The organism is Pseudoalteromonas sp. KJ63-1, from assembly GCF_055808145.1.
In genome coordinates, this window is record NZ_CM147855.1 from 80,169 (window position 1) to 99,304 (window position 19,136).

16 protein-coding genes and 2 pseudogenes are annotated in these 19,136 nt (G+C 40.5%); 12 read left to right on the plus strand and 6 right to left on the minus strand.

Features of this window, described 5'->3' with window-relative positions; all coding sequences use genetic code 11:
• The first annotated feature begins 10 nt into the window (after positions 1-10).
• A complete protein-coding gene (locus tag AC0L7Q_RS00390; RefSeq protein ID WP_413401105.1) occupies positions 11-1,246 on the plus strand; it encodes a cysteine desulfurase-like protein in 1,236 nt (411 codons plus the stop codon).
• Between the two features lie 71 nt (positions 1,247-1,317).
• On the opposite strand, the gene AC0L7Q_RS00395 is transcribed toward AC0L7Q_RS00390, so the two are convergent.
• On the minus strand, positions 1,318-2,022 hold the full coding sequence (locus AC0L7Q_RS00395) for a 2OG-Fe(II) oxygenase (RefSeq protein ID WP_413401106.1): 705 nt from the start codon (positions 2,020-2,022) through the stop codon (positions 1,318-1,320).
• 30 nt (positions 2,023-2,052) lie between these two features.
• On the opposite strand from AC0L7Q_RS00395, the gene AC0L7Q_RS00400 reads away from it, so the two are divergent.
• On the plus strand, positions 2,053-2,451 hold the full coding sequence (locus AC0L7Q_RS00400) for an acyl-CoA thioesterase (RefSeq protein WP_413401107.1): 399 nt from the start codon (positions 2,053-2,055) through the stop codon (positions 2,449-2,451).
• On the opposite strand, the gene glpD is transcribed toward AC0L7Q_RS00400, so the two are convergent.
• The 3 genes from glpD to AC0L7Q_RS00415 all read right to left on the minus strand — a co-directional run bounded on the left by glpD (position 2,448) and on the right by AC0L7Q_RS00415 (position 5,882).
• The gene (glpD, locus tag AC0L7Q_RS00405; protein WP_409424405.1) at positions 2,448-3,950 is read right to left on the minus strand and encodes a glycerol-3-phosphate dehydrogenase; all 1,503 of its coding nucleotides are present in this window, start codon (positions 3,948-3,950) and stop codon (positions 2,448-2,450) included. The two genes, AC0L7Q_RS00400 and glpD, sit on opposite strands and share 4 nt — an antisense overlap.
• Before the next feature lie 14 nt (positions 3,951-3,964).
• Positions 3,965-5,470 (minus strand): glycerol kinase GlpK, encoded by a 1,506-nt coding sequence (gene glpK / locus AC0L7Q_RS00410; protein WP_413401108.1) that lies wholly within the window; start codon positions 5,468-5,470, stop codon positions 3,965-3,967.
• A 169-nt stretch (positions 5,471-5,639) separates the two neighbouring features.
• Entirely contained in the window at positions 5,640-5,882 is a 243-nt protein-coding gene (locus AC0L7Q_RS00415; RefSeq protein WP_409424407.1) for an HP1242/YdcH family protein, read from the minus strand.
• 249 nt (positions 5,883-6,131) lie between these two features.
• Between AC0L7Q_RS00415 and AC0L7Q_RS00420 the strand changes: the two genes are divergently transcribed.
• The 8 genes and pseudogenes from AC0L7Q_RS00420 (at position 6,132) to speD (ending at position 13,958) form a co-directional block, all read left to right on the plus strand.
• Positions 6,132-6,713 carry an anthranilate synthase component II gene (locus AC0L7Q_RS00420; RefSeq protein ID WP_409424408.1) on the plus strand — a complete coding sequence of 194 codons (582 nt, stop codon included), beginning with the start codon at positions 6,132-6,134 and terminating at the stop codon, positions 6,711-6,713.
• A 47-nt stretch (positions 6,714-6,760) separates the two neighbouring features.
• Positions 6,761-7,921: an HDOD domain-containing protein gene (locus AC0L7Q_RS00425; RefSeq protein ID WP_409424409.1), complete on the plus strand. Its 1,161-nt coding sequence runs from the start codon at positions 6,761-6,763 to the stop codon at positions 7,919-7,921.
• 370 nt (positions 7,922-8,291) lie between these two features.
• Positions 8,292-9,497, plus strand: coding sequence for an aspartate aminotransferase family protein (locus tag AC0L7Q_RS00430; protein WP_008108435.1), 1,206 nt, complete (start codon positions 8,292-8,294; stop codon positions 9,495-9,497).
• An 84-nt stretch (positions 9,498-9,581) separates the two neighbouring features.
• Positions 9,582-10,598 carry an arginine N-succinyltransferase gene (gene astA / locus AC0L7Q_RS00435; protein WP_055012478.1) on the plus strand — a complete coding sequence of 339 codons (1,017 nt, stop codon included), beginning with the start codon at positions 9,582-9,584 and terminating at the stop codon, positions 10,596-10,598.
• 15 nt (positions 10,599-10,613) lie between these two features.
• Positions 10,614-12,083, plus strand: coding sequence for a succinylglutamate-semialdehyde dehydrogenase (gene astD, locus AC0L7Q_RS00440; RefSeq protein WP_413401109.1), 1,470 nt, complete (start codon positions 10,614-10,616; stop codon positions 12,081-12,083).
• Between the two features lie 124 nt (positions 12,084-12,207).
• Positions 12,208-12,546, plus strand: coding sequence for a DUF3802 family protein (locus AC0L7Q_RS00445; protein ID WP_178954635.1), 339 nt, complete (start codon positions 12,208-12,210; stop codon positions 12,544-12,546).
• Positions 12,547-12,645: 99 nt separating this feature from the next.
• Positions 12,646-13,058, plus strand: a pseudogene (locus AC0L7Q_RS00450) (OsmC family protein).
• 87 nt (positions 13,059-13,145) lie between these two features.
• The gene (speD, locus tag AC0L7Q_RS00455) at positions 13,146-13,958 is read left to right on the plus strand and encodes an adenosylmethionine decarboxylase (protein ID WP_010392088.1); all 813 of its coding nucleotides are present in this window, start codon (positions 13,146-13,148) and stop codon (positions 13,956-13,958) included.
• A 63-nt stretch (positions 13,959-14,021) separates the two neighbouring features.
• Here the strand turns inward: speD and AC0L7Q_RS00460 are convergent, their stop codons facing one another.
• Both AC0L7Q_RS00460 and AC0L7Q_RS00465 read right to left on the minus strand, forming a co-directional pair.
• Positions 14,022-15,359, minus strand: coding sequence for a M24 family metallopeptidase (locus tag AC0L7Q_RS00460; protein WP_413401110.1), 1,338 nt, complete (start codon positions 15,357-15,359; stop codon positions 14,022-14,024).
• Positions 15,360-15,488: 129 nt separating this feature from the next.
• Positions 15,489-16,760 (minus strand): aromatic amino acid transport family protein, encoded by a 1,272-nt coding sequence (locus tag AC0L7Q_RS00465; RefSeq protein WP_138623552.1) that lies wholly within the window; start codon positions 16,758-16,760, stop codon positions 15,489-15,491.
• Between the two features lie 475 nt (positions 16,761-17,235).
• Between AC0L7Q_RS00465 and AC0L7Q_RS00470 the strand changes: the two are divergent.
• Positions 17,236-18,032 (plus strand): annotated as a pseudogene (locus tag AC0L7Q_RS00470) (alpha/beta fold hydrolase).
• A 250-nt stretch (positions 18,033-18,282) separates the two neighbouring features.
• Entirely contained in the window at positions 18,283-19,110 is an 828-nt protein-coding gene (locus AC0L7Q_RS00475) for a hypothetical protein (protein ID WP_409424414.1), read from the plus strand.
• Positions 19,111-19,136: the final 26 nt, after the last annotated feature.

The window sequence follows — 19,136 nt, forward strand, 5'->3', positions numbered from 1 at the left end:
GAGAAATAAAATGAATTTAATGCAATTGCGCGCGCAATTTCCCGCTTTAATGCAAACGGTTGATGGCAAGTCACCGGTGTTTTTAGATGGACCTGGTGGCTCACAAGTACCCCAGCCGGTACTCAGTGCCATGACTGCTTATTTAGGGCATTACAATTCAAACTTGGGCGGTGCGTTTTTCTCAAGTGACAAAACGGTTGAACTGATGGCTAATGCGCGTCAAGCGGCGGCTGATTTGTTAAATGCGCCGAGTGCACAAAATATTGTGTTTGGCCCTAATATGACTAGCCTTACGTTTAGCTTCAGCCGCGCGATTTCACGCAGTTGGCAAGCAGGCGATGAAATTATTGTGACTAATGCAGATCATTTTTCAAATGTATCGTCTTGGCAGCAAGCCGCTGAAGATAAAGGTGCAGTGGTTAACACAGCGCTGATTAACGAAGCCGATTGTAGTTTAGATATGGCGCATTTTGAAAGCTTATTAAACGCTAACACTAAATTGGTTGCTGTTACGTATGCATCAAATACCACAGGCTCTATTAACGATATTAAACGCATTATAGAGCTTGCGCACAATGTCGGTGCATTGGTGTATGTTGATGCTGTGCATTATGCCCCTCATGAACTAATCGATGTGCAAGCATTAGATTGCGACTTTTTAGCGTGTTCTGCATATAAGTTTTTTGGCCCGCACTTAGGTATGGTATACGGTAAAGCTTCGCATTTAGAAGGGTTTACACCTTATAAAGTAGAGCCAGCAAAAGATGTTGCTCCAGGTCGCTGGGAAACTGGCACACAAAGTTTTGAAGCACTAGCGGGCTTTATTGCGGCGGTTGATTACATTGCGGCCATTAGCGAACTTGATGACAGTCACTCACGCCGTGAAAAACTACGTGTTGCGTTTGAAAAAACGAAACAACACGAGATGGCGCTGAGTGAATACTTTTTAACACGTCTGGTTAATTACCCGCGTATTAAATTGTTTGGTATTGATGACTTAGCACGTTTAAGTGAGCGTACTCCTACGTTTGCACTGACCTTTGAAGGGTTAGAGCCTCGCCAAGTGTCTGAATTTTTGGGTAAACAACATGTATGTGTATGGGATGGTAATTTTTACGCCCAAGGTTTATGCAAACAACTGGGTGTGCTTGATAAGGGCGGAGTAGTACGCATTGGTTGTATGCACTACAACACCCTAGAAGAAATGGACACGCTCTTTAATTTGTTTGATGAGCTACTGGGTTAAACCTTTATTTATTCAACACTTTTTAAAGCCATAAGTAAAAATTACTTATGGCTTTTTTATTGGCTAATTACCTAGCTTTGTGGCGTTCCATAAATTTGCTCTGCTCGATTAAACAAAACCCATGAGGTTAAAATATACTTATCGTTTGATACTGGCTTATTGCCTCTATGTGTATGCGTAAAATATCCTGGGGCAACCACCATGCTGCCTTTTTTAGGGGCTATTTTTTTATTTTGATAATAAAACTCGGTTTCTCCGCCTTCTTCAACATCATTTAAATAAAACATAAATAACAATACCCGATGCAGGGCTTCATTATGTTGTAACTGTGGATACACCTCACTATGCCAATACGGATAGCCCCCTTTATTGACCTCATATTTTTGTGCTTGAATATTACCGAGCCTAAAAATTTGCTGCACCAATAAAGGAAGTTGTGGTTTACCTACTTCGTCATAATTGGCATGAGTTAAATCTACCGGCTGGCCTGTTTTTGGGTGATACACTTTTAAACCAAATGCCCCAATCATCATAAAAATATGTTCTTCGATGTATTTAAAAACATACTGTGCAGTGGTTTGTTGAATATGTTTTAATTGTTCTGCGTATTCAGGATGATTGTTTAAGTGCAGGTCGTGGCTATCTTTTTTATTAAGATCAACGCCGCCCGATGTCATCCCTTGTTTAATATGCGGGCTTTGAGAAAAGGTAGAGATAAAGTTATCACAAAAGTCACTGCTGAGCGCGTTGTCATACACGCGGATAAAGTCCGTCATGAGTTACCTGTTTAATTATTATGGATTATTATGTTTACTGAAAAAGTGATGCCGCGCTTTAGCGAAACGGATGCACTCGGACACATCAACAATACCGTACTCCCTGTTTGGTTTGAAGCCGCCCGAGTACCTATTTTTAAATTTTTTACCCCTGATCTTAATCCTCACAACTGGAAGTTAATTATTGCTAAGGTTGAAGTGTCGTTTGTCGGCGAGTTATTTTATGCCCATGAAGTGACAATTAACTCCAGCATAGAGCAGATTGGTAATAGCTCATTTGTGATCCGCCAAGAAGCCTGGCAGCAAGATAAGTGTTGCGCTATTGGTAAAACGGTCATGGTGCGATACGACTTTGCCAGCAAAACGAAGCAAATGCTTTCGGCTGATGAAAAAGCCGCATTAACACAGCACTTTGTTGCAGCTAGTTAATTGCAGTTTAGCTGTGACTGAGTTAAATATTGCCCCAGGGCAATGACTTGTTTTTCAGTAAAGCGCAGTCCGAGCTTAGTTCTGCGCCACAATATATCTGCGCTGTTTTTTGCCCATTCATGGTTAACTAAGTAATCAACTTCTTGTGCATATAAACCATGACCAAAGTGATAACCTAAATCGCCGATTGCTTGGCTTTTACCTAATAATTGATAACTAAGCGTGCCATAGCTGCGAGCCATACGTTTTAAGGTGTCGATTGGCAGCAAAGGGTAGCTGCTTTCTAACTGAGCGATAAGGTATGCTTGGTTACTAAAGTCGCCACCTGGTAAAGGAGTGTCTTTCGTCCACGAGCCACTCATTTTTGGGTAAAGAGGCGCTAATTTATTAACGGCATTTTCTGCAAGCTTTCTATAGGTGGTAATTTTACCACCAAACACGCTTAATAATGGGGCGTGATCAGCTTCATTATTTAATATCAGTTTGTAATCGCGGGTGACCGCTTGGGCATCTGTTGATTTGTCATCTAATAGCGGGCGCACGCCACTAAACGTGTGCACAATATCCGCTTTGCTTATTGGCTTTTTAAAGTAATGATTAGTAATACTGATCAGGTAGTCGATTTCTTGCTCACTAATTTTTACATCAGCAATATCGCCCGAATACTCTTCATCCGTGGTGCCAATCAGTGAGTAATCTTGCTCATAAGGAATAACAAATACAATACGGTTATCCTCGTTTTGTAAAATATAGGCAACCGGCTGGCTATGAACTCGGGGCACCATAATATGACTGCCTTTCACAAGACGAATAGTATGTGGTGTGGGCTGGGTAAATACATCTTCAAATAATGATGCTACCCAAGGACCTGCGGCATTTACAACACTTTTAGCCTTTATGTTTAGGTGTTGTTTGCTGGCTTGCTGCTCTAAAATCACATCCCAATAGTTTGCGTTACAGGTAGCTTTAATACAGCGCGTGCGTGTTGTAATGGTGGCGCCCAAATTATGCGCTGCTTTTGCGTTTAAAATCACTAAACGTGCGTCATCAACCCAGCCGTCTGCGTATTCAAAGCCTTGGGTAATGCTGCTGTTAAGTACGCTATCGCTGTTAAACTCAATCGCCTTTGAAGCGGATAAAGTATTACGCTTGGCTAGGTGGTCGTAAATAAATAACCCCACACGAATCATCCATGGCGAACGCAAATGTGCTTGGTGCGGCAGTCGAAAAGACAGTGGCCACATAATATGCGGTGCTTTTTTTAACAGTACTTCACGCTCACGCAAGGCCTCTCTGACCAATCTAAATTGATAATTCTCTAAATAGCGAAGCCCGCCATGAATAAGTTTACTGCTGTTAGAAGAGGTAGCAGAGGCTAAATCGTTCTGCTCACATAAGAGTACTTTTAAGCCACGACCACTGGCATCGGCAGCAATGCCAGCGCCATTAATACCGCCGCCAATAATGAGTAAGTCATATTCGTTGTCGTGTGCGCTCATAGATTTCCCAGTGTTTAGTCACTCTCGTCGTCAGTGCTATTAGAAAGTCTAACTTGTGCAATGCAATGTAGCCACTTTGCGTATAAATCGTTGCGCTCTTCACTGCTCATGGTGGGTTCAAAGCGACGATCGCTTTTCCACATGTTGGCAAGCTGCGCAGTTGATTCATACACCCCAGTTTGCAGCCCTGCTAAGTAGGCAACCCCCAATGAAGTAGTTTCGGTTAAGGTTGGGCGTTCAACGCTTGCGCCTAAAATGTTAGCTAAAAATGCCATGGCCCAATTATTGTTTGCCATGCCGCCATCAACCCTTAAAATACTAGGACGAAGTCCGTCACCCTCCATGGCTTTTTGTAAATCTTTAGTTTGATAACCCACCGATTGCAAGGCTGCTGCCACAATAGTACTAATGCCTGAATCTCGAGTTAGGCCTAAAATAGCGCCTCTTGCATTTGCATCCCAATAGGGCGCTCCTAAGCCAGTAAACGAGGGGACTAAAAACACCCCATGATCTAAGGGAACATCTTTGACAAGGGCTTCACTTTCACCTGCGTTTTCTAATAGTTTTAGGCCTTCTACTATCCATTGCATGGTGGCACCTGCCATAAAAATGCTGCCTTCAATCGCATAGGTGGGTTTGCCGTTGAGCCGATATGCAAGAGTGGTTAATAAACGATTATTTGATTTTAGTGCTTTATCGCCAGTGTTAAGCATTAAAAAACAGCCCGTGCCGTAGGTGCTTTTTGCCATACCTTCTTCAAAACAGGCTTGACCAATTAAAGCCGCTTGCTGATCGCCAGCAACACCACAAATAGGAATTTCACTACCGAACAACTCGCTGCTTGTTACCCCAAAATCAGCCGCTGAGTCCATTACCTCAGGTAACATAGCCAGTGGAATATCAAATAAAGCCAGTAACTCTTCATCCCAGCATTGCTGATGAATATTAAACAGTAAAGTTCGTGATGCATTAGTGGCATCGGTTTTGTGCACTTTACCGTCGGTTAATTGCCACAATAAGTAGGTATCTACCGTGCCAAATGCTAGTTCACCTGCGTGTGCTTGCTCTTTAGCGCCGGTGACGTTATCTAAAATCCAACGAACTTTGGTTGCAGAAAAATAAGGGTCGAGTACTAAACCGGTTTTATCATTCACCATTTTTGTATGCCCAGCATGACGTAAACTATCGCAATATTCACTAGTGCGTCGGTCTTGCCATACAATCGCGTTATAAATAGGTTGCCCAGTTTTTTTATTCCACACTAAAGTGGTTTCTCGCTGATTAGCAATGCCGATGGCAATTATGTCGGCGGCAGTTACTTGCTGCTGCGCTAAGAGGTTTTTGACGCTGGTTAATACAGTTTGCCAAATATCTACAGGGTCGTGTTCAACCCAACCATTTTTTACAAAGTGCTGAGGGAAGGTTTGTTGATCACTCCCTATCACCTGTGCATCTTTGCTATATAAAATAGCCCGAGAGCTTGTCGTTCCTTGATCAATCGAGAGTAAGTATTTAGCCATAAAAAAATAACATTGTTTAATTTAGATAAAGATAGCTTGTCTTTAAGCTAAACGAATAGCAATGCTTTTGCACCATAATGGTTAAAATTATAGATTAGCAGAGGGTAGGAGAGGGAAATAATAATTAAATATTGGCGCCTATTATTTAATAGACGCCAAGCAATGGTGACTAATTAGTAGCCGTTAATTGTTGATGTAACCAATCTTTTAATACCATTCTGTCGTGCTTTAGCTGCTGCATAGCTTCGTCATCGATAGGTGAGTCTTGTAGTTCAAGTACCCGAATCTCTTTATCGATTTCATTGTATTGTTTTGCTTTAGTTGCAAAGTTTTCATCATTTGCATTGAGGTTTGCAATTGTTTGCGTGTAATCAGGAAAGTCTTTAGTTAATGAATGGTCTTCGCCTAACATAGGTTACTCCTTGTTTATACGTATTTAATATTCAGTTGAATAATGCAGGTCACTTTATTTGTAGATAGTCTGTGACTGCCCAATTACTCATACAATAGAGCTTGGGCTGATTTAAAATAAATCAACCATTGTTGATTGTAAGTGCGCTATTTGTATTAGCTGGGCTGCAAAACACTGACACCTGCAAAGCCTTCAGTTAGAATATGCATGCAATAACTATCCGCCTAATTACTTTGAGTACTTTAATACATGCTTTTAATGATCGATAACTACGACTCGTTTACCTACAATTTGGTACAGTATTTTCAACGATTAGATCAAGAAGTGGTGGTAAAGCGTAACGACCAAATAACACTGAGCGAAATTAAACAGTTAAACCCCGATCATATTGTGATTTCTCCAGGCCCTAAAAGCCCAAGTGAAGCGGGAGTATCGTTATCTGTTGTAGAGCAATTTAAAGGAACTTATCCTATATTAGGTATTTGTTTGGGGCACCAAACCATTGCTCAGGTGCTAGGTGGTAAGGTGGTGCGCGCTAAACAGGTTATGCATGGAAAAACATCGCCAATTCATCATCAGCATCAAGGTATGTTTAGAGGTTTACCCAACCCGCTGACAGTGTGCCGCTACCATTCTTTAATTGTTGAAGCACACTCATTGCCTAAAGAACTAGAAGTAACAGCATGGACACAAAGCAAAACTGGGCAGCGTGATGAAATTATGGGATTGTTGCATAACGAGCTCGCACTTGAAGGCGTGCAGTTTCATCCTGAAGCAATTTTGACCGAGCAAGGCTTAGCCTTACTTGATAACTTTTTAACGCGCTTCTAGGCTTATACCTGTAAGCTATTTTCCTTTTTTGCCCTAAGATAGAGTTTATGACCGATACATTGCAGCAACAGCGAATTGTTAACGTGCTACACCAACGAGCGCATGATTTGCTACTGGGTCATAGTTTTGCTAATCAGCAAATCGGCTTTATTCATACCTTAGACCTCAATGATGGTAAACCCATTAAAAAGCGTACCTTATTAGAAGTTGAAGTGGCCGCACAGCAAAAGCGTCAACAAAAAAGTACTTCACATCAAAAGTTACAGGCAAAAACCAGTCAAAAATTACATACGGTAATTGAAACCGTGATGGCCAAACGTCTTGAAGATATAGATTTAGTTATCAAAGACACTGTTGGTATAGATGATAATGTGCCCGCAATACTTGATATTCTTGCAACTCGCGCGGCATCGGTTGGTCGTTTAGAGCCGCTAGTTAACGACTTAAATTGGCTTGGACGAGAGCTGGTCACCTTAGTTAATTTACCTTTTTATCGTAAGCAGCGCAGTAAAGGCACCTCAGTCAAAGTAGATACTCCAGCATTGGCATTACGATACTTGGGTTTAGATAACTTACAATTGGTAGTGCCTACTTTTGCGGTGCGCCATTGGATGCCAAACAGCACCGCACCATTTGCGCTATTAAAGCGCAGGTTAAAAGATAGCACTATGTCATGTGCTATTGCGGCACAAACGCTTGCTCAGCTTAATGGATTAAACCCCATGCATGCATTTACCCTAGGCATGTTATTGAATGTGGGGCAAATTGCCTTAGTGCGCTTATACTTAAAAGTGTTTGATCAAGTATGGCAACGCAAAGTACAGCGCGCTCGTGAAGACGGTGACAAAAACCTACACACCGCGTTGTTGGAGCTTAAACCTGACCCGCTATTTTTAACGACACTGTTGAATGAAAAATCACTGCTTGCTAGCGCCAAGGTGATTGAAACCATGTCATTTAAATACTTACCCTTTAACACTGTAATGCAGCAGTTAGTAAATGGAGTAGAAAAGGGTGATAGTTTATTGCCATTATCGCAAGTAATTTTAAAAGCGCGTTGTTACTCTCAGTACTTAAACTTAAAAGAGCACCAGCTTATTGAAGACGATGAATTACAAAGCTGGTTTAGCTATTACAAGTTCACAAAAAAAGAGTTAGAGGCCTTGCAAGCAAGTAATTTTACTAATTTGGCGCTCCAAATCGATTAAATCTGTTAATTTTTTTGCGACTATTCATTCACTTTAATTCTACTTATTCATGTGCAGTTGGTTTATAAGCGCTATGCTTTTTTCGTTGTAGAGGCGCTCACTAAGGTAAATGTACTTCATTACTAGCTCTCAAATAGTTATTCACTATCTATGAAATAATATCTTAAGCCCTTTATTTTAAAGGGGTACATGAAAGTTTTTGAAGAGACATAAGCCTAAATTTCTGAAATAATAAGCGCCTGAAAATTGAACCACAACGTAGTTTCAGGCAAATATACAGCTATTATTTTTTGCCGACACATTTGGTTATTAACAATAATCACACCCCTATTCTACTGCTTTGTGATGCACACAATTAAGAGGAAATAAAATGACAGTCAATCGCGAATTATTTGATCACGTAATGGTTCCTAACTACGCACCTTCAAGCGTAATTCCAGTTCGAGGCGAAGGCTCTCGTGTATGGGATCAACAAGGACGAGAGTTTATCGACTTTGCTGGTGGTATTGCCGTTAACTGTCTTGGCCATTGCCATCCTGCATTAGTGGGTGCATTAAAAGAGCAGGGCGAAAAAATTTGGCATTTATCAAATGTAATGACCAATGAGCCAGCGCTTCGCTTAGCTAAAAAAATGGTTGATGCGACTTTTGCAGAAAAAGTTTACTTTGCAAACTCAGGCGCAGAAGCAAATGAAGCGGCACTTAAATTAGCGCGTCGTTTTGCTCTTGATAAATTTGGCGCAGAGAAGTCGCAAATTATCGCCTTTAATAAAGGTTTCCACGGTCGTACTTTCTTCACGGTTACTGTAGGCGGTCAAGCGGCTTACTCTGACGGTTTTGGTCCTAAGCCAGGCGACATTGTTCATTGTGACTACAATGATCTTGCCGCATTTGAAGCGTTGATTAGCGATAACACCTGTGCGGTAATGATGGAGCCAATTCAAGGCGAAGGCGGTATTATTTCACCAACTGACGAATTTGCTCAAGGCGTTCGTGATTTATGTACTAAGCACAATGCATTGCTTATTTTTGATGAAGTGCAATCAGGTGTTGGTCGCACAGGTGAGCTATACGCATACCAAGGCTTAAACGTAGTACCTGATATTTTAACTTCAGCAAAAGCACTTGGTGGCGGTTTTCCAATTGGCGCTATGCTAACAACTACTGAGATTGCACAGCATCTTAAAGTAGGAACTCATGGTTCTACTTACGGCGGTAACCCACTAGCCTGTGCAGTTGCAGAAGCCGCATTTGATACAGTGAATAATCCAGAAGTATTAGCAGGCGTTAAAGCAAAAGCGGCGTTATTTACCGAGCTACTTAATGCGATTAACGAAAAGTACCACGTATTTAGTGAAATTCGTGGCCAAGGTTTATTAATCGGTGCTGTAGTTAATGAGCAGTACAAAGGACGCGCTAAAGAGTTTTTAGTTGCAGGTACTGAGCATGGCTTAATGTCACTTGTAGCGGGTGCTGATGTGGTTCGTTTCACTCCATCTTTAGTAATACCAGAAGCTGATATTCGCGAAGGTATGGCACGCTTTGAAAAAGCAGTCGCCCACGTTGTAAATGCGTAATCGCTAATTCAACTTCTCTAAGGGCAAACATTGTTTGCCCTGCAGTTCCTATTTACCGTTATATATAAGGGAGTAAGCGGATTCATGATGATCCTTCGCCCAATCCAAAAAAGTGATTATGCAGCTTTAGTAACCATTGCCGACGAGTCGGGACATGGCTTTACTTCTTTACCTAATAATGAAGAGTTATTACAAAAGAAGATTGCACATTCAGTTAATTCATTTACAAAAACCACATCACAGCCAGGTGATGAAGGGTACTTATTTGTACTTGAAGATACTGAAACTGGTGAAGTGGTTGGTACTTCAGGTATTGAAGCGGCAGTTGGCTTAGATGACGCATTTTATCACTATCATTTAAGTAAAGTGATTCACTCTTCGCGCACGCTAGATGTATATAAAGCGGTAGATATTCTCACCCTTTGTAATGACTACACTGGGGCTACAGAGCTGTGCACGCTGTTTTTAAAAGACGGTTATCGTAAAAATTGTAACGGTAAGCTGCTTTCAAAAGCACGCTTTATGTTTATAAAACAGCACCAGCAACGCTTTGCACAAACCGTTATCGCAGAAATGCGTGGCGTATCTGACGAAAACGGCAGTAGCCCATTTTGGCAGTGGCTTGAAGAGCACTTTTTCTCAATGGATTTTCCAACCGCAGATTATCTGACGGGAATTGGGCAAAAAGTGTTTATTGCTGAGTTAATGCCTAAATACCCAATTTACGTCAACTTATTGAGTAAAGAAGCGCAAGCGGTTATTGGTCAAGTACACGATAATACGCGCCCAGCTATTCAGTTATTAAAAAGTGAAGGCTTTACTTTTAATGGTTACGTCGACATTTTTGATGCTGGCCCAACCGTTGAAGCAAAAGTAGATAACATTGCCACTGTACGTAATGCACAAAACTTTAGTGTTGAAATTGGCGAAATGACAGGTGATACCATGGTATTGCTAGCTAATGATAAGCTTGAAGACTTTAGAGCAACCGTTGTTCCTATGGCATTTGATTCGCGTTCAAACAGCCTTGTGCTTACGCAAGAACTTGCTGATGCATTACATTTAAAATCGGGCGATTTTGTTACTGCTACCCCAGTTTAATTTAGGAGAAAGTATATGACTCATCCTGCACAATTTATTAATGGTCAATGGTCGCAAGGCCAAGGCACAGAATTTAACTCAGTTAATCCTGCAAATAACGACGTTATTTGGCAGGCATCAGCTGCAAGCGCAGAGCAAGTAGATAGCGCGGTAGCATCAGCACGTGAAGCATTTTACAGCTGGGCTGATAAAAGCTTTAGCAAGCGTTTAGAGATTGTAAAAACCTTTGCTGCAACATTAAAAGAACACAGCGAAGAGCTAGCGGTTGCTATTGCACAAGAAACAGGTAAACCACTTTGGGAAACACGTACTGAAGCGGGCGCCATGGTAGGTAAAATTGCCATTGCTGAAAAAGCATTTTTAGAGCGTACTGGTGATGTTGAAAACGCTATGCCGCAAGGCCGTGCGATGATCCGTCATAAGCCACATGGTGTTGTTGCTGTATTTGGCCCTTACAACTTCCCTGGGCATTTACCAAATGGCCATATTGTACCTGCACTTTTAGCTGGTAATACCGTGGTATTTAAACCCTCTGAACTTACACCTATGGTGGCTGAGCTAACCCTTAAACTATGGGAAAAAGCCGGTTTACCTGCTGGGGTAATTAACCTAGTTCAGGGTGAAGTAGAAACAGGTAAAGCATTGGCGTCACACAAAGGTATTGATGGTTTATTCTTTACTGGGTCTTCACGTACGGGTCATATTTTACATGAACAGTTCGCAGGTCAACCAGGTAAGATTTTAGCGCTTGAAATGGGTGGTAATAATCCACTAATCGTTAAAGATGCAGAAGATACTCTTGCTGTAGTGCATGATATTGTGCAATCTGCGTTTATCTCAAGCGGCCAACGTTGTACCTGTGCGCGTAAACTGTTTTTACCAACCGGCGCTAAAGGCGATGAAATTTTAGCGCGCTTAATTACAGCGACTAAAGCAATTAAAGTTGGTAACTACGACGACGCTGATCAACCATTTATGGGTTCAATGATCTCAGCGGCCGCTGCCGCTGGTATGGTTAAAGCTCAAGATGAGCTAAAAGCCATGGGTGGAGAAGTATTAGTTGAGCTTGAGCACACAGCAAATACAGGTTTTGTTACACCGGGTATTATTGAGTGTACAAATATTAATGACTTCCCAGATGAAGAGCATTTTGGTCCACTTTTAAAAGTATTCCGCTTTGACGATTTTGACCAAGCGATTGATAAAGCAAACGACACTAGCTTTGGTTTATCAGCAGGTCTACTAAGTGATAACCAAGCTGATTACGATCATTTCTTACGTCGTATTCGTGCGGGTATTGTTAACTGGAACCGCCCAATTACAGGCGCTTCAAGTGCTGCGCCGTTTGGTGGTATTGGTGCCTCAGGTAATCACAGAGCAAGCGCTTATTACGCTGCCGATTACTGTGCATACCCAGTTGCTTCTGTGGAACTTGAAAAAGTAGCCATGCCAGCAACATTAAGCCCAGGCTTAAAAATAGATTAAGTACGACTTAATTAGTATAAAAGCAGCTTCGGCTGCTTTTTTTGTATTGCAATCCCACAAAGCTAGCAATTATCAGTGCTTTCTGCTTAAATTAAGCAATCAGTATTTTTGAGGTAAATAAACGATGGTTTTAAACAGGCAAGGGTACGATGATTTAATAATGTACCTAACTCAGAACTTAGCGTTGTTTGAAAAGGCAGGTGAAATAAAGCCAGGTGCGCCAACCGTTATTGAGTTAATTGAAGATGTAATTGCCGAAAATGTCATACGCATTTGTCAACAACACCCAGACCTTTCTACAGAGCAACGCAGTCAAATTGTGCGCGAGGTTGATGGCATTGTTTACGATTTGCAAGAAGTGCTTAGTAGTGTGACCTCTCACACCGTTACAGTAGAACAGCACGCTTTTATTGATGAGTTTGCTGGGTTAGTTAAAAACTTATTTGATAACGCTATTAATTAATATTTCCCCCTTTATAAACCACGCTTTATTCGCTATTTAATTTAAATGCGCGTGAGAGCCTGCGTGTAATGAATACAAAATTAAACATGGGATAAAACAATGCAAGCAAATGTAAAATGGGTTGAAGGTAATACCTATATAGGCCGCTCTAACAGTAATCATAATGTGGTATTTGATGCAGGTAGTGACGGAGCAGCACCAAGTCCGATGGAAATGGTGCTTATGTCTGTGGGTGGCTGTTCATCGGTTGACGTGGTAAGTATTTTAAAAAAACCAAACAAGACTTCTCATCCGTTGATGTGCAATTAACTGCTGAACGAGCAGAAACAGCCCCGCGCGTGTTTACTAAAATTAATTTACACTTTGTTGTAACTGGTAAGAATGTATCTGAAAAACACCTAGAGCGAGCGGTTTCGCTTTCTGCCGAAAAGTATTGCTCAGTTGCATTAATGCTTGATAAAACAGTAGAAATTACCCATAGCCATGAAGTTGTTGAAGATCAGGGAAAATAACGCTTTTTCCGTGAGTGAAATTCGTATAAAATCCGCGAACTTTTCATTCTGCAGGTGCAGATTTCACTAATTTATAGGTTGGTTTATATGAACAAACCCTTCGATAAACTTAAACTTCATGGCTTTAATAATTTAACTAAAAGCCTAAGCTTTAGTATTTACGATATTTGCTATGCTAAAACAGAGCAACAACGTAAAGAATATATAGAATATATCGATGAGCAGTATAGTGCAGATAGACTAACCGACATTTTAGGTGATGTGGTTGATATTATTGGTGCCAATATTTTAAATGTTGCACGTCAAGATTATGAGCCACAAGGTGCCAGTGTAACTATTTTAGTTTCAGAAGAGCCTGTAGAAGAGCAGCAAAACTACGATGCTGACGAAGCACCAGGGCCATTACCTGACTCAGTGGTTGCACACCTTGATAAAAGCCACATTTGTGTTCACACATACCCTGAAGCACACCCAGATGATGGTATTTGTACTTTCCGTGCGGATATTGAAGTATCAACCTGTGGCATTATCTCGCCGCTTAAAGCGTTAAACTTCTTAATCCATAGTCTTGAGTCTGATGTAGTAACGATTGATTACCGTGTACGTGGTTTTACCCGTGATGTAAACGGCGTTAAACATTACATTGACCATGCAATTAATTCGATTCAAAACTTCATGACAGAAGATACCAAAGAAGCGTACCAAATGATGGACGTGAACGTGTATCAAGAAAACTTGTTCCATACCAAAATGATGTTAAAAGAAACCGATTTAAACACCTATTTATTTGGTCTATCTACAGATGATTTGTCAGATGACGAAGAAGAAGAAATTCGTTCAAAACTGACGCGTGAAATGCAAGAAATATTCTATGGCCGTAATCTGCCAGATACAGAATAATAGCAATTGGATTAAATAAAAATGGCGCTCATTGAGCGCCATTTTTGTATGTGTTGTTTAATGCTATTTAACAAGTAATAACTGGGTTTGTCGGCCATTGAGGTACCACACACCGGTCTCATCAAACATAGCATCTTCTTCAAGCATTATTCTTATTTCTTTATTCCACGGTTTTATAAACACCGCATTGTTAAGCTCAATCGAGTACGCCGTGTTTAAATGCAACGGGTAATCGCCATCACCCGGCACACCTTGCTGAGCATCCCACATACCCAGTGTTGTACCAGCTGCATGACCATGATAGCCGAGCGGGTGAGTATAAATAGTGGGTTTTAAACCCTGTGCAATGGCTTTTTCGCGGGCGGCTTTTAATACTTGATTACCTGTTTTCCCAGCTGTAAATTCAGCCGTAAAAATGTCTTGTAGCTTATTGCCCTTTTTTAACGCATCAACAAGGTAATCGGGGGCTTTTGTTTCGTTTGGTTTTAAAACATAAGCGTGTTGTTGAGTGTCAGTATTTAAACGCAAATAATTAATACCAAAATCGACATGTAATAAGTCGCCTGCTTGAATAACATTATCGGCATAGCCGTTGGTAAAACTGTCTTCGTGGTCGAACGATTTACTGTCGGCGCGTTGTATTGCAATACTAGGGTGAAACCACGTTTGTAGCTTAAGCTCCCTTACGCGCTCTCTAAACCACCACACTAAATCGTCGCTGGTTGTCTCTCCAACGGTGATAGTATTACCGGAGAATCCATCAGCAATAATAGAATGGGCAATAGCAACAATGTGTTTGTACATTTCTACTTCTTCTGGGATGCGTTGCTCTAACCACGCAACAGCCAGCGGCTCGGCTGAGGTTATTTTATTTTTATATGTCTCAGGTAAGTTGGCCATTAAAGTGGTGTAATCGCCAAGCACTAGCCCATCGGCATGTGCCCAATCTGTAGATGTGTTGAGAGCAATATTTCGCGGTTGGTATTGCTCAATAAGCGTATTGAGCGCTTGCCACTGATTAGGCTGTGCTTGCTTATCCCAGGCCTTTTTAAAAACACTCCCTATTTTGTAAGGCGCAATTGCAAAGGCGTCAACACCGCCTTGTTTGTTAACTACAAATAATAAAATAGTGGTGCGCCTTGCCGAGAGCCATGTAGCAGGCAGCATGGTTTTTAATATCGGGTCTTCATTATATTCGCGGCTTATCATTAGCCACATATCTATGTTGTGTTGCTGCATTAATGTGGGTAATAAAGTCTTAATACGTTTTTCGGTAATGCTATCGATAAACGCAGCCCTTTCTTTCATTGATAGAATAGTAGGAGGCTCAGCGGCTTTAATTTCAGGGCTAAATAGTATGAGTATAAAAGTGAGTAAAAAAACGTATTTATTATTTTGCATGGCTGGCTTGTTTTTTAGACGAATATATAAGCTAACATTGCACAAACAATAATATAAACAAATCATTTGCGATAAACCGCAGGCACAAAAAAGCCCAGCAAAATACTGGGCTTTTGTAATAAATACTGCTTAGCCAAGCATGCTGTACAGTAACGCAAATACAGCTAATGAGCCAACAGCCAGTACAAATAAGGTACTTAAACGGTTACGGTATTTTTGTAAGCTAGGCACTTTGTAAACTGCAATCATTGGCATAATGAATAAAATCATCGCAATGATTGGGCCTGATAACTGATCCATCATATCTAGTATGCTTGGGTTTTTAACCGCGCAGAACCAAATAGCGAAAAACATCAGTACCGCCCCCACTTTGTCAGCCACCTTAGGGCTCATGCTTGAGTGTTTAGTCACTAACCCAGTAAAGCTTTCGCGTGCCCCTAAAAAGTGACCTAAAAACGACGACATAATCGCAATAAAGGCAACCAAAGGCCCCAGCGTTGCAATAAATGAGTTTTCTGTAATATTAGCTAAGTAAGATAAAACAGAGACGTTTGCCGCTTTTGCTTCAGCCATTTGGTCCCCGGTAAGCGATAACACGCATGAGAACACAAATAACAAAACAAAGGTGATCAGTAATAAGCTAGTACGCTTTAAAATCGCCTCTGACTTAGACGTTGCTAGGTCACCATAGTGACTGCGTTGCTTATTAACAAAGCTTGAAATAGCCGCTGCATGGCTAAACGAAAATACAATAATAGGAATTGATAACCAAAGTGTTTTACTAAAGCTACCTAGCTCAGGCAAGGCTGTATCGGGCATTTGCCAGCTTGGGATTAAATACAAAGACAAAAAGAATAAAATACCTACTAACGGATAAACTAAAATAGCAAAGGCGCGCAGCATTAAGCGTTCACCGCCCATCATTAAGCCAATCATTAGCGCAACTAGGATACCTGATAAGGCAACGCGTGAAGGCGACTCCATTCCTAATTGATTGACCATAAAGCTGTCTACCGTATTGGTTAAGCCCACACCGTAAATAAGCAAAATAGGGAAAATCGATAAAAAGTACAACAAGGAGATCAGTCTACCTGCGTTTACGCCAAAGTGTTCTTCTACCACATCGGTAAAGTCAGCCTCTTTATTTTTTGACGATAATACAAAACGTGCCAAGCCACGGTGCGCCAAAAAGGTCATAGGAAAGGCTAAACACGCCATAATAATCAGCGGCCAAAAACCACCAATACCAATATTAATCGGTAAAAATAAAATACCAGCACCCACTGCGGTGCCAAAAAGGCTAAGTGTCCACTGCGTATCATGCAGGTTCCATTTTGATTTAGACGTGTGTGCGTCTTGTGCTGGTGCATTTGAAAGCGTTGCACCTTGAGATGTTGTCATGTGTGTGTATCCATTATTTATCATAATAATTGCGCCGAAGAATATAGTTTTTAACCACACATTTCATGTGTTTTTATGTCTTAGATATAAAATTGTTGTAGCTTATTAGTTACTGACTGTCACGAATATGAAACAGTGTTTAAAAGCTGCGCAATTAGTGCAGGATTATGCTGCGAAATGCGTGAATAATCAGCAAAGATGCTATTGAAGGAGGGACATACAATCTGAAAAGTTATTTTCAAGCCAATGTGTACTTGGTATGCATTAACCAGCGAATGGTTGGTAAGGGGATTATGAGAATTGAAAATACTTGGCCACTTTCTTGGCCAGTTAATTGATAACTAACCACTCAAAACGAGTTTTATCCTGTAACATTGAAGCCATTAATCGGAACTTCATAAGAGATTTTTTCTAAACTCCGTTATACTTTCTACAATTTAATCAGCCAACTGAAGTAAATAGGCCGCTAACTGCAATGAGCAAAGACATTCTTTTCCATACTATTTTTGTGCACGAAACCAGTAAAACATGGGTAGTATTTGTGCATGGCGCAGGGGGAGTTCGGCAATCTGGTTTCGTCAGCTTAAAGCTTATAAAAAAGAATATAATGTATTGTTGCTTGATCTTCGTGGTCACGGTAAATCGAATGATCTATTACAAAACTTTGTTGATAATAATTACTCATTTAATAATGTCTCTAAAGACATTATCGATGTGTTAGATCATAACAATATAACCAGCGCACATTTTGTTGGTATTTCATTGGGCACAATTCTTATTCGAAATATTGCAGAAATTGCCCCGCAATATGTTTCTAGTATGGTGCTAGGTGGGGCGGTTACTCGTTTTAATACTCGTAGTAATACATTGGTTTATTTAGGCAATACCTTTAAACACTTGTTGCCTTACATGTGGCTGTATCGTTTATTTGCTTTTATTATGATGCCGAAAAAGCGTCATAAAGAGTCTCGACTTTTGTTTGTTCGTGAAGCAAAACGCTTGTGCCAAAAAGAGTTTATAAAATGGTTTAAATTAGCCATGGACGTAAACCCCTTAATGCAGTATTTCAAAGAAAAAGACATTGATATACCCATTCTTTACATTATGGGTAAAGAAGATCACATGTTCCTTGGCCCGGTTAAAGAAATGGTAAAGCGCCATAAAAATAGCGTATTGCAAACTATTCACCATTGCGGCCATGTTTGTAACGTAGAACGCCCTGACTTATTCAATCAACACTCGCTTGCTTTTATCGCCCAGCAAAGTCGTTAAGGGTTATAGAAAGAGTAGGGACAGCTCTTTCTTTTTGACTATAGCCTTAAACTCAAAATAAGACCTAAAGTAATAAAATTTTATTTTTATATCAAAGCGTAGGTTGGGTAGAGCGAAGCGAAACCCAACATGCCATAGCGTCATGCGATTAGTAAAGCCAAGAGAGGCAGCTTTATTTATTAAACTTACTTATTCAATAATGTTCAATTGATATACACTGGCAAGGTAACGTATTGATAAGGATATTAAGTTGTCACAGGTTAAAACTCTCCCTATTACAGTCACACGCTGGCTTTCTCTTTTATTGTGCGCAATTACCGCTGCAACAATTACCGTATTTTTAAGCAAAGTCGGTTTTGTACAGCAAGCTTATATGAAGTGGGGCAGTATTTTAAATACAAGCCCTGTGCTGCATTATAGTTTTGCTTTTCTAGCCGGTATTGGCATCAAGTTAATGCTGGATAAGTTTTATATCTCCCACGCCAAACGCAGTATTGGGTTTAGCTTTAAGTACCCGCCAGTAACGATAAGCTTATGGTTGTCGATAATTCTTATAGGTTCGATTTTTTACTTCACTTCAAACCAAGAAGAGTTAATAGCCGCTACTTCTTGTTTTGAGTATTTCATCGTATTAATTTTAGGCTCTTCCATAATTACAGCTTATCAACAAGGTAATGAAAAAATTAGCCTTAGTTTGGTTGTATGTTTTTCTCTTATAGCTGCAATTAGCGCAGTTTTTATATATTTGCATATCAGTCATACAGGTTTTAGTTGGCCACTTTTTATAGTGGTAGATGTTTACATACTTTCCGTAATATTTTTGATAGGTAAATATGTAAATGGATGGGTTAAAGCTAAATGGAATCGTAATCAAACAACTCTGGACTGTGCGAGTAGCCTTAGTTCAAATGATTTTAAAACATTAGAGCAGTTTAAACATTGGTTTAAAGACGATTCCACTATTAAAAACATAGAACAATTAGAGCCTGACTTGCAGGTTTATGCCACGCGCATTGCTAAGCGGCTTCGGACAGGCGGTGATACAGAAGGATATGAAAAAGGGGAGCACAGCACATAGCGCTATGTGGGCCTTATGGTTGCGGA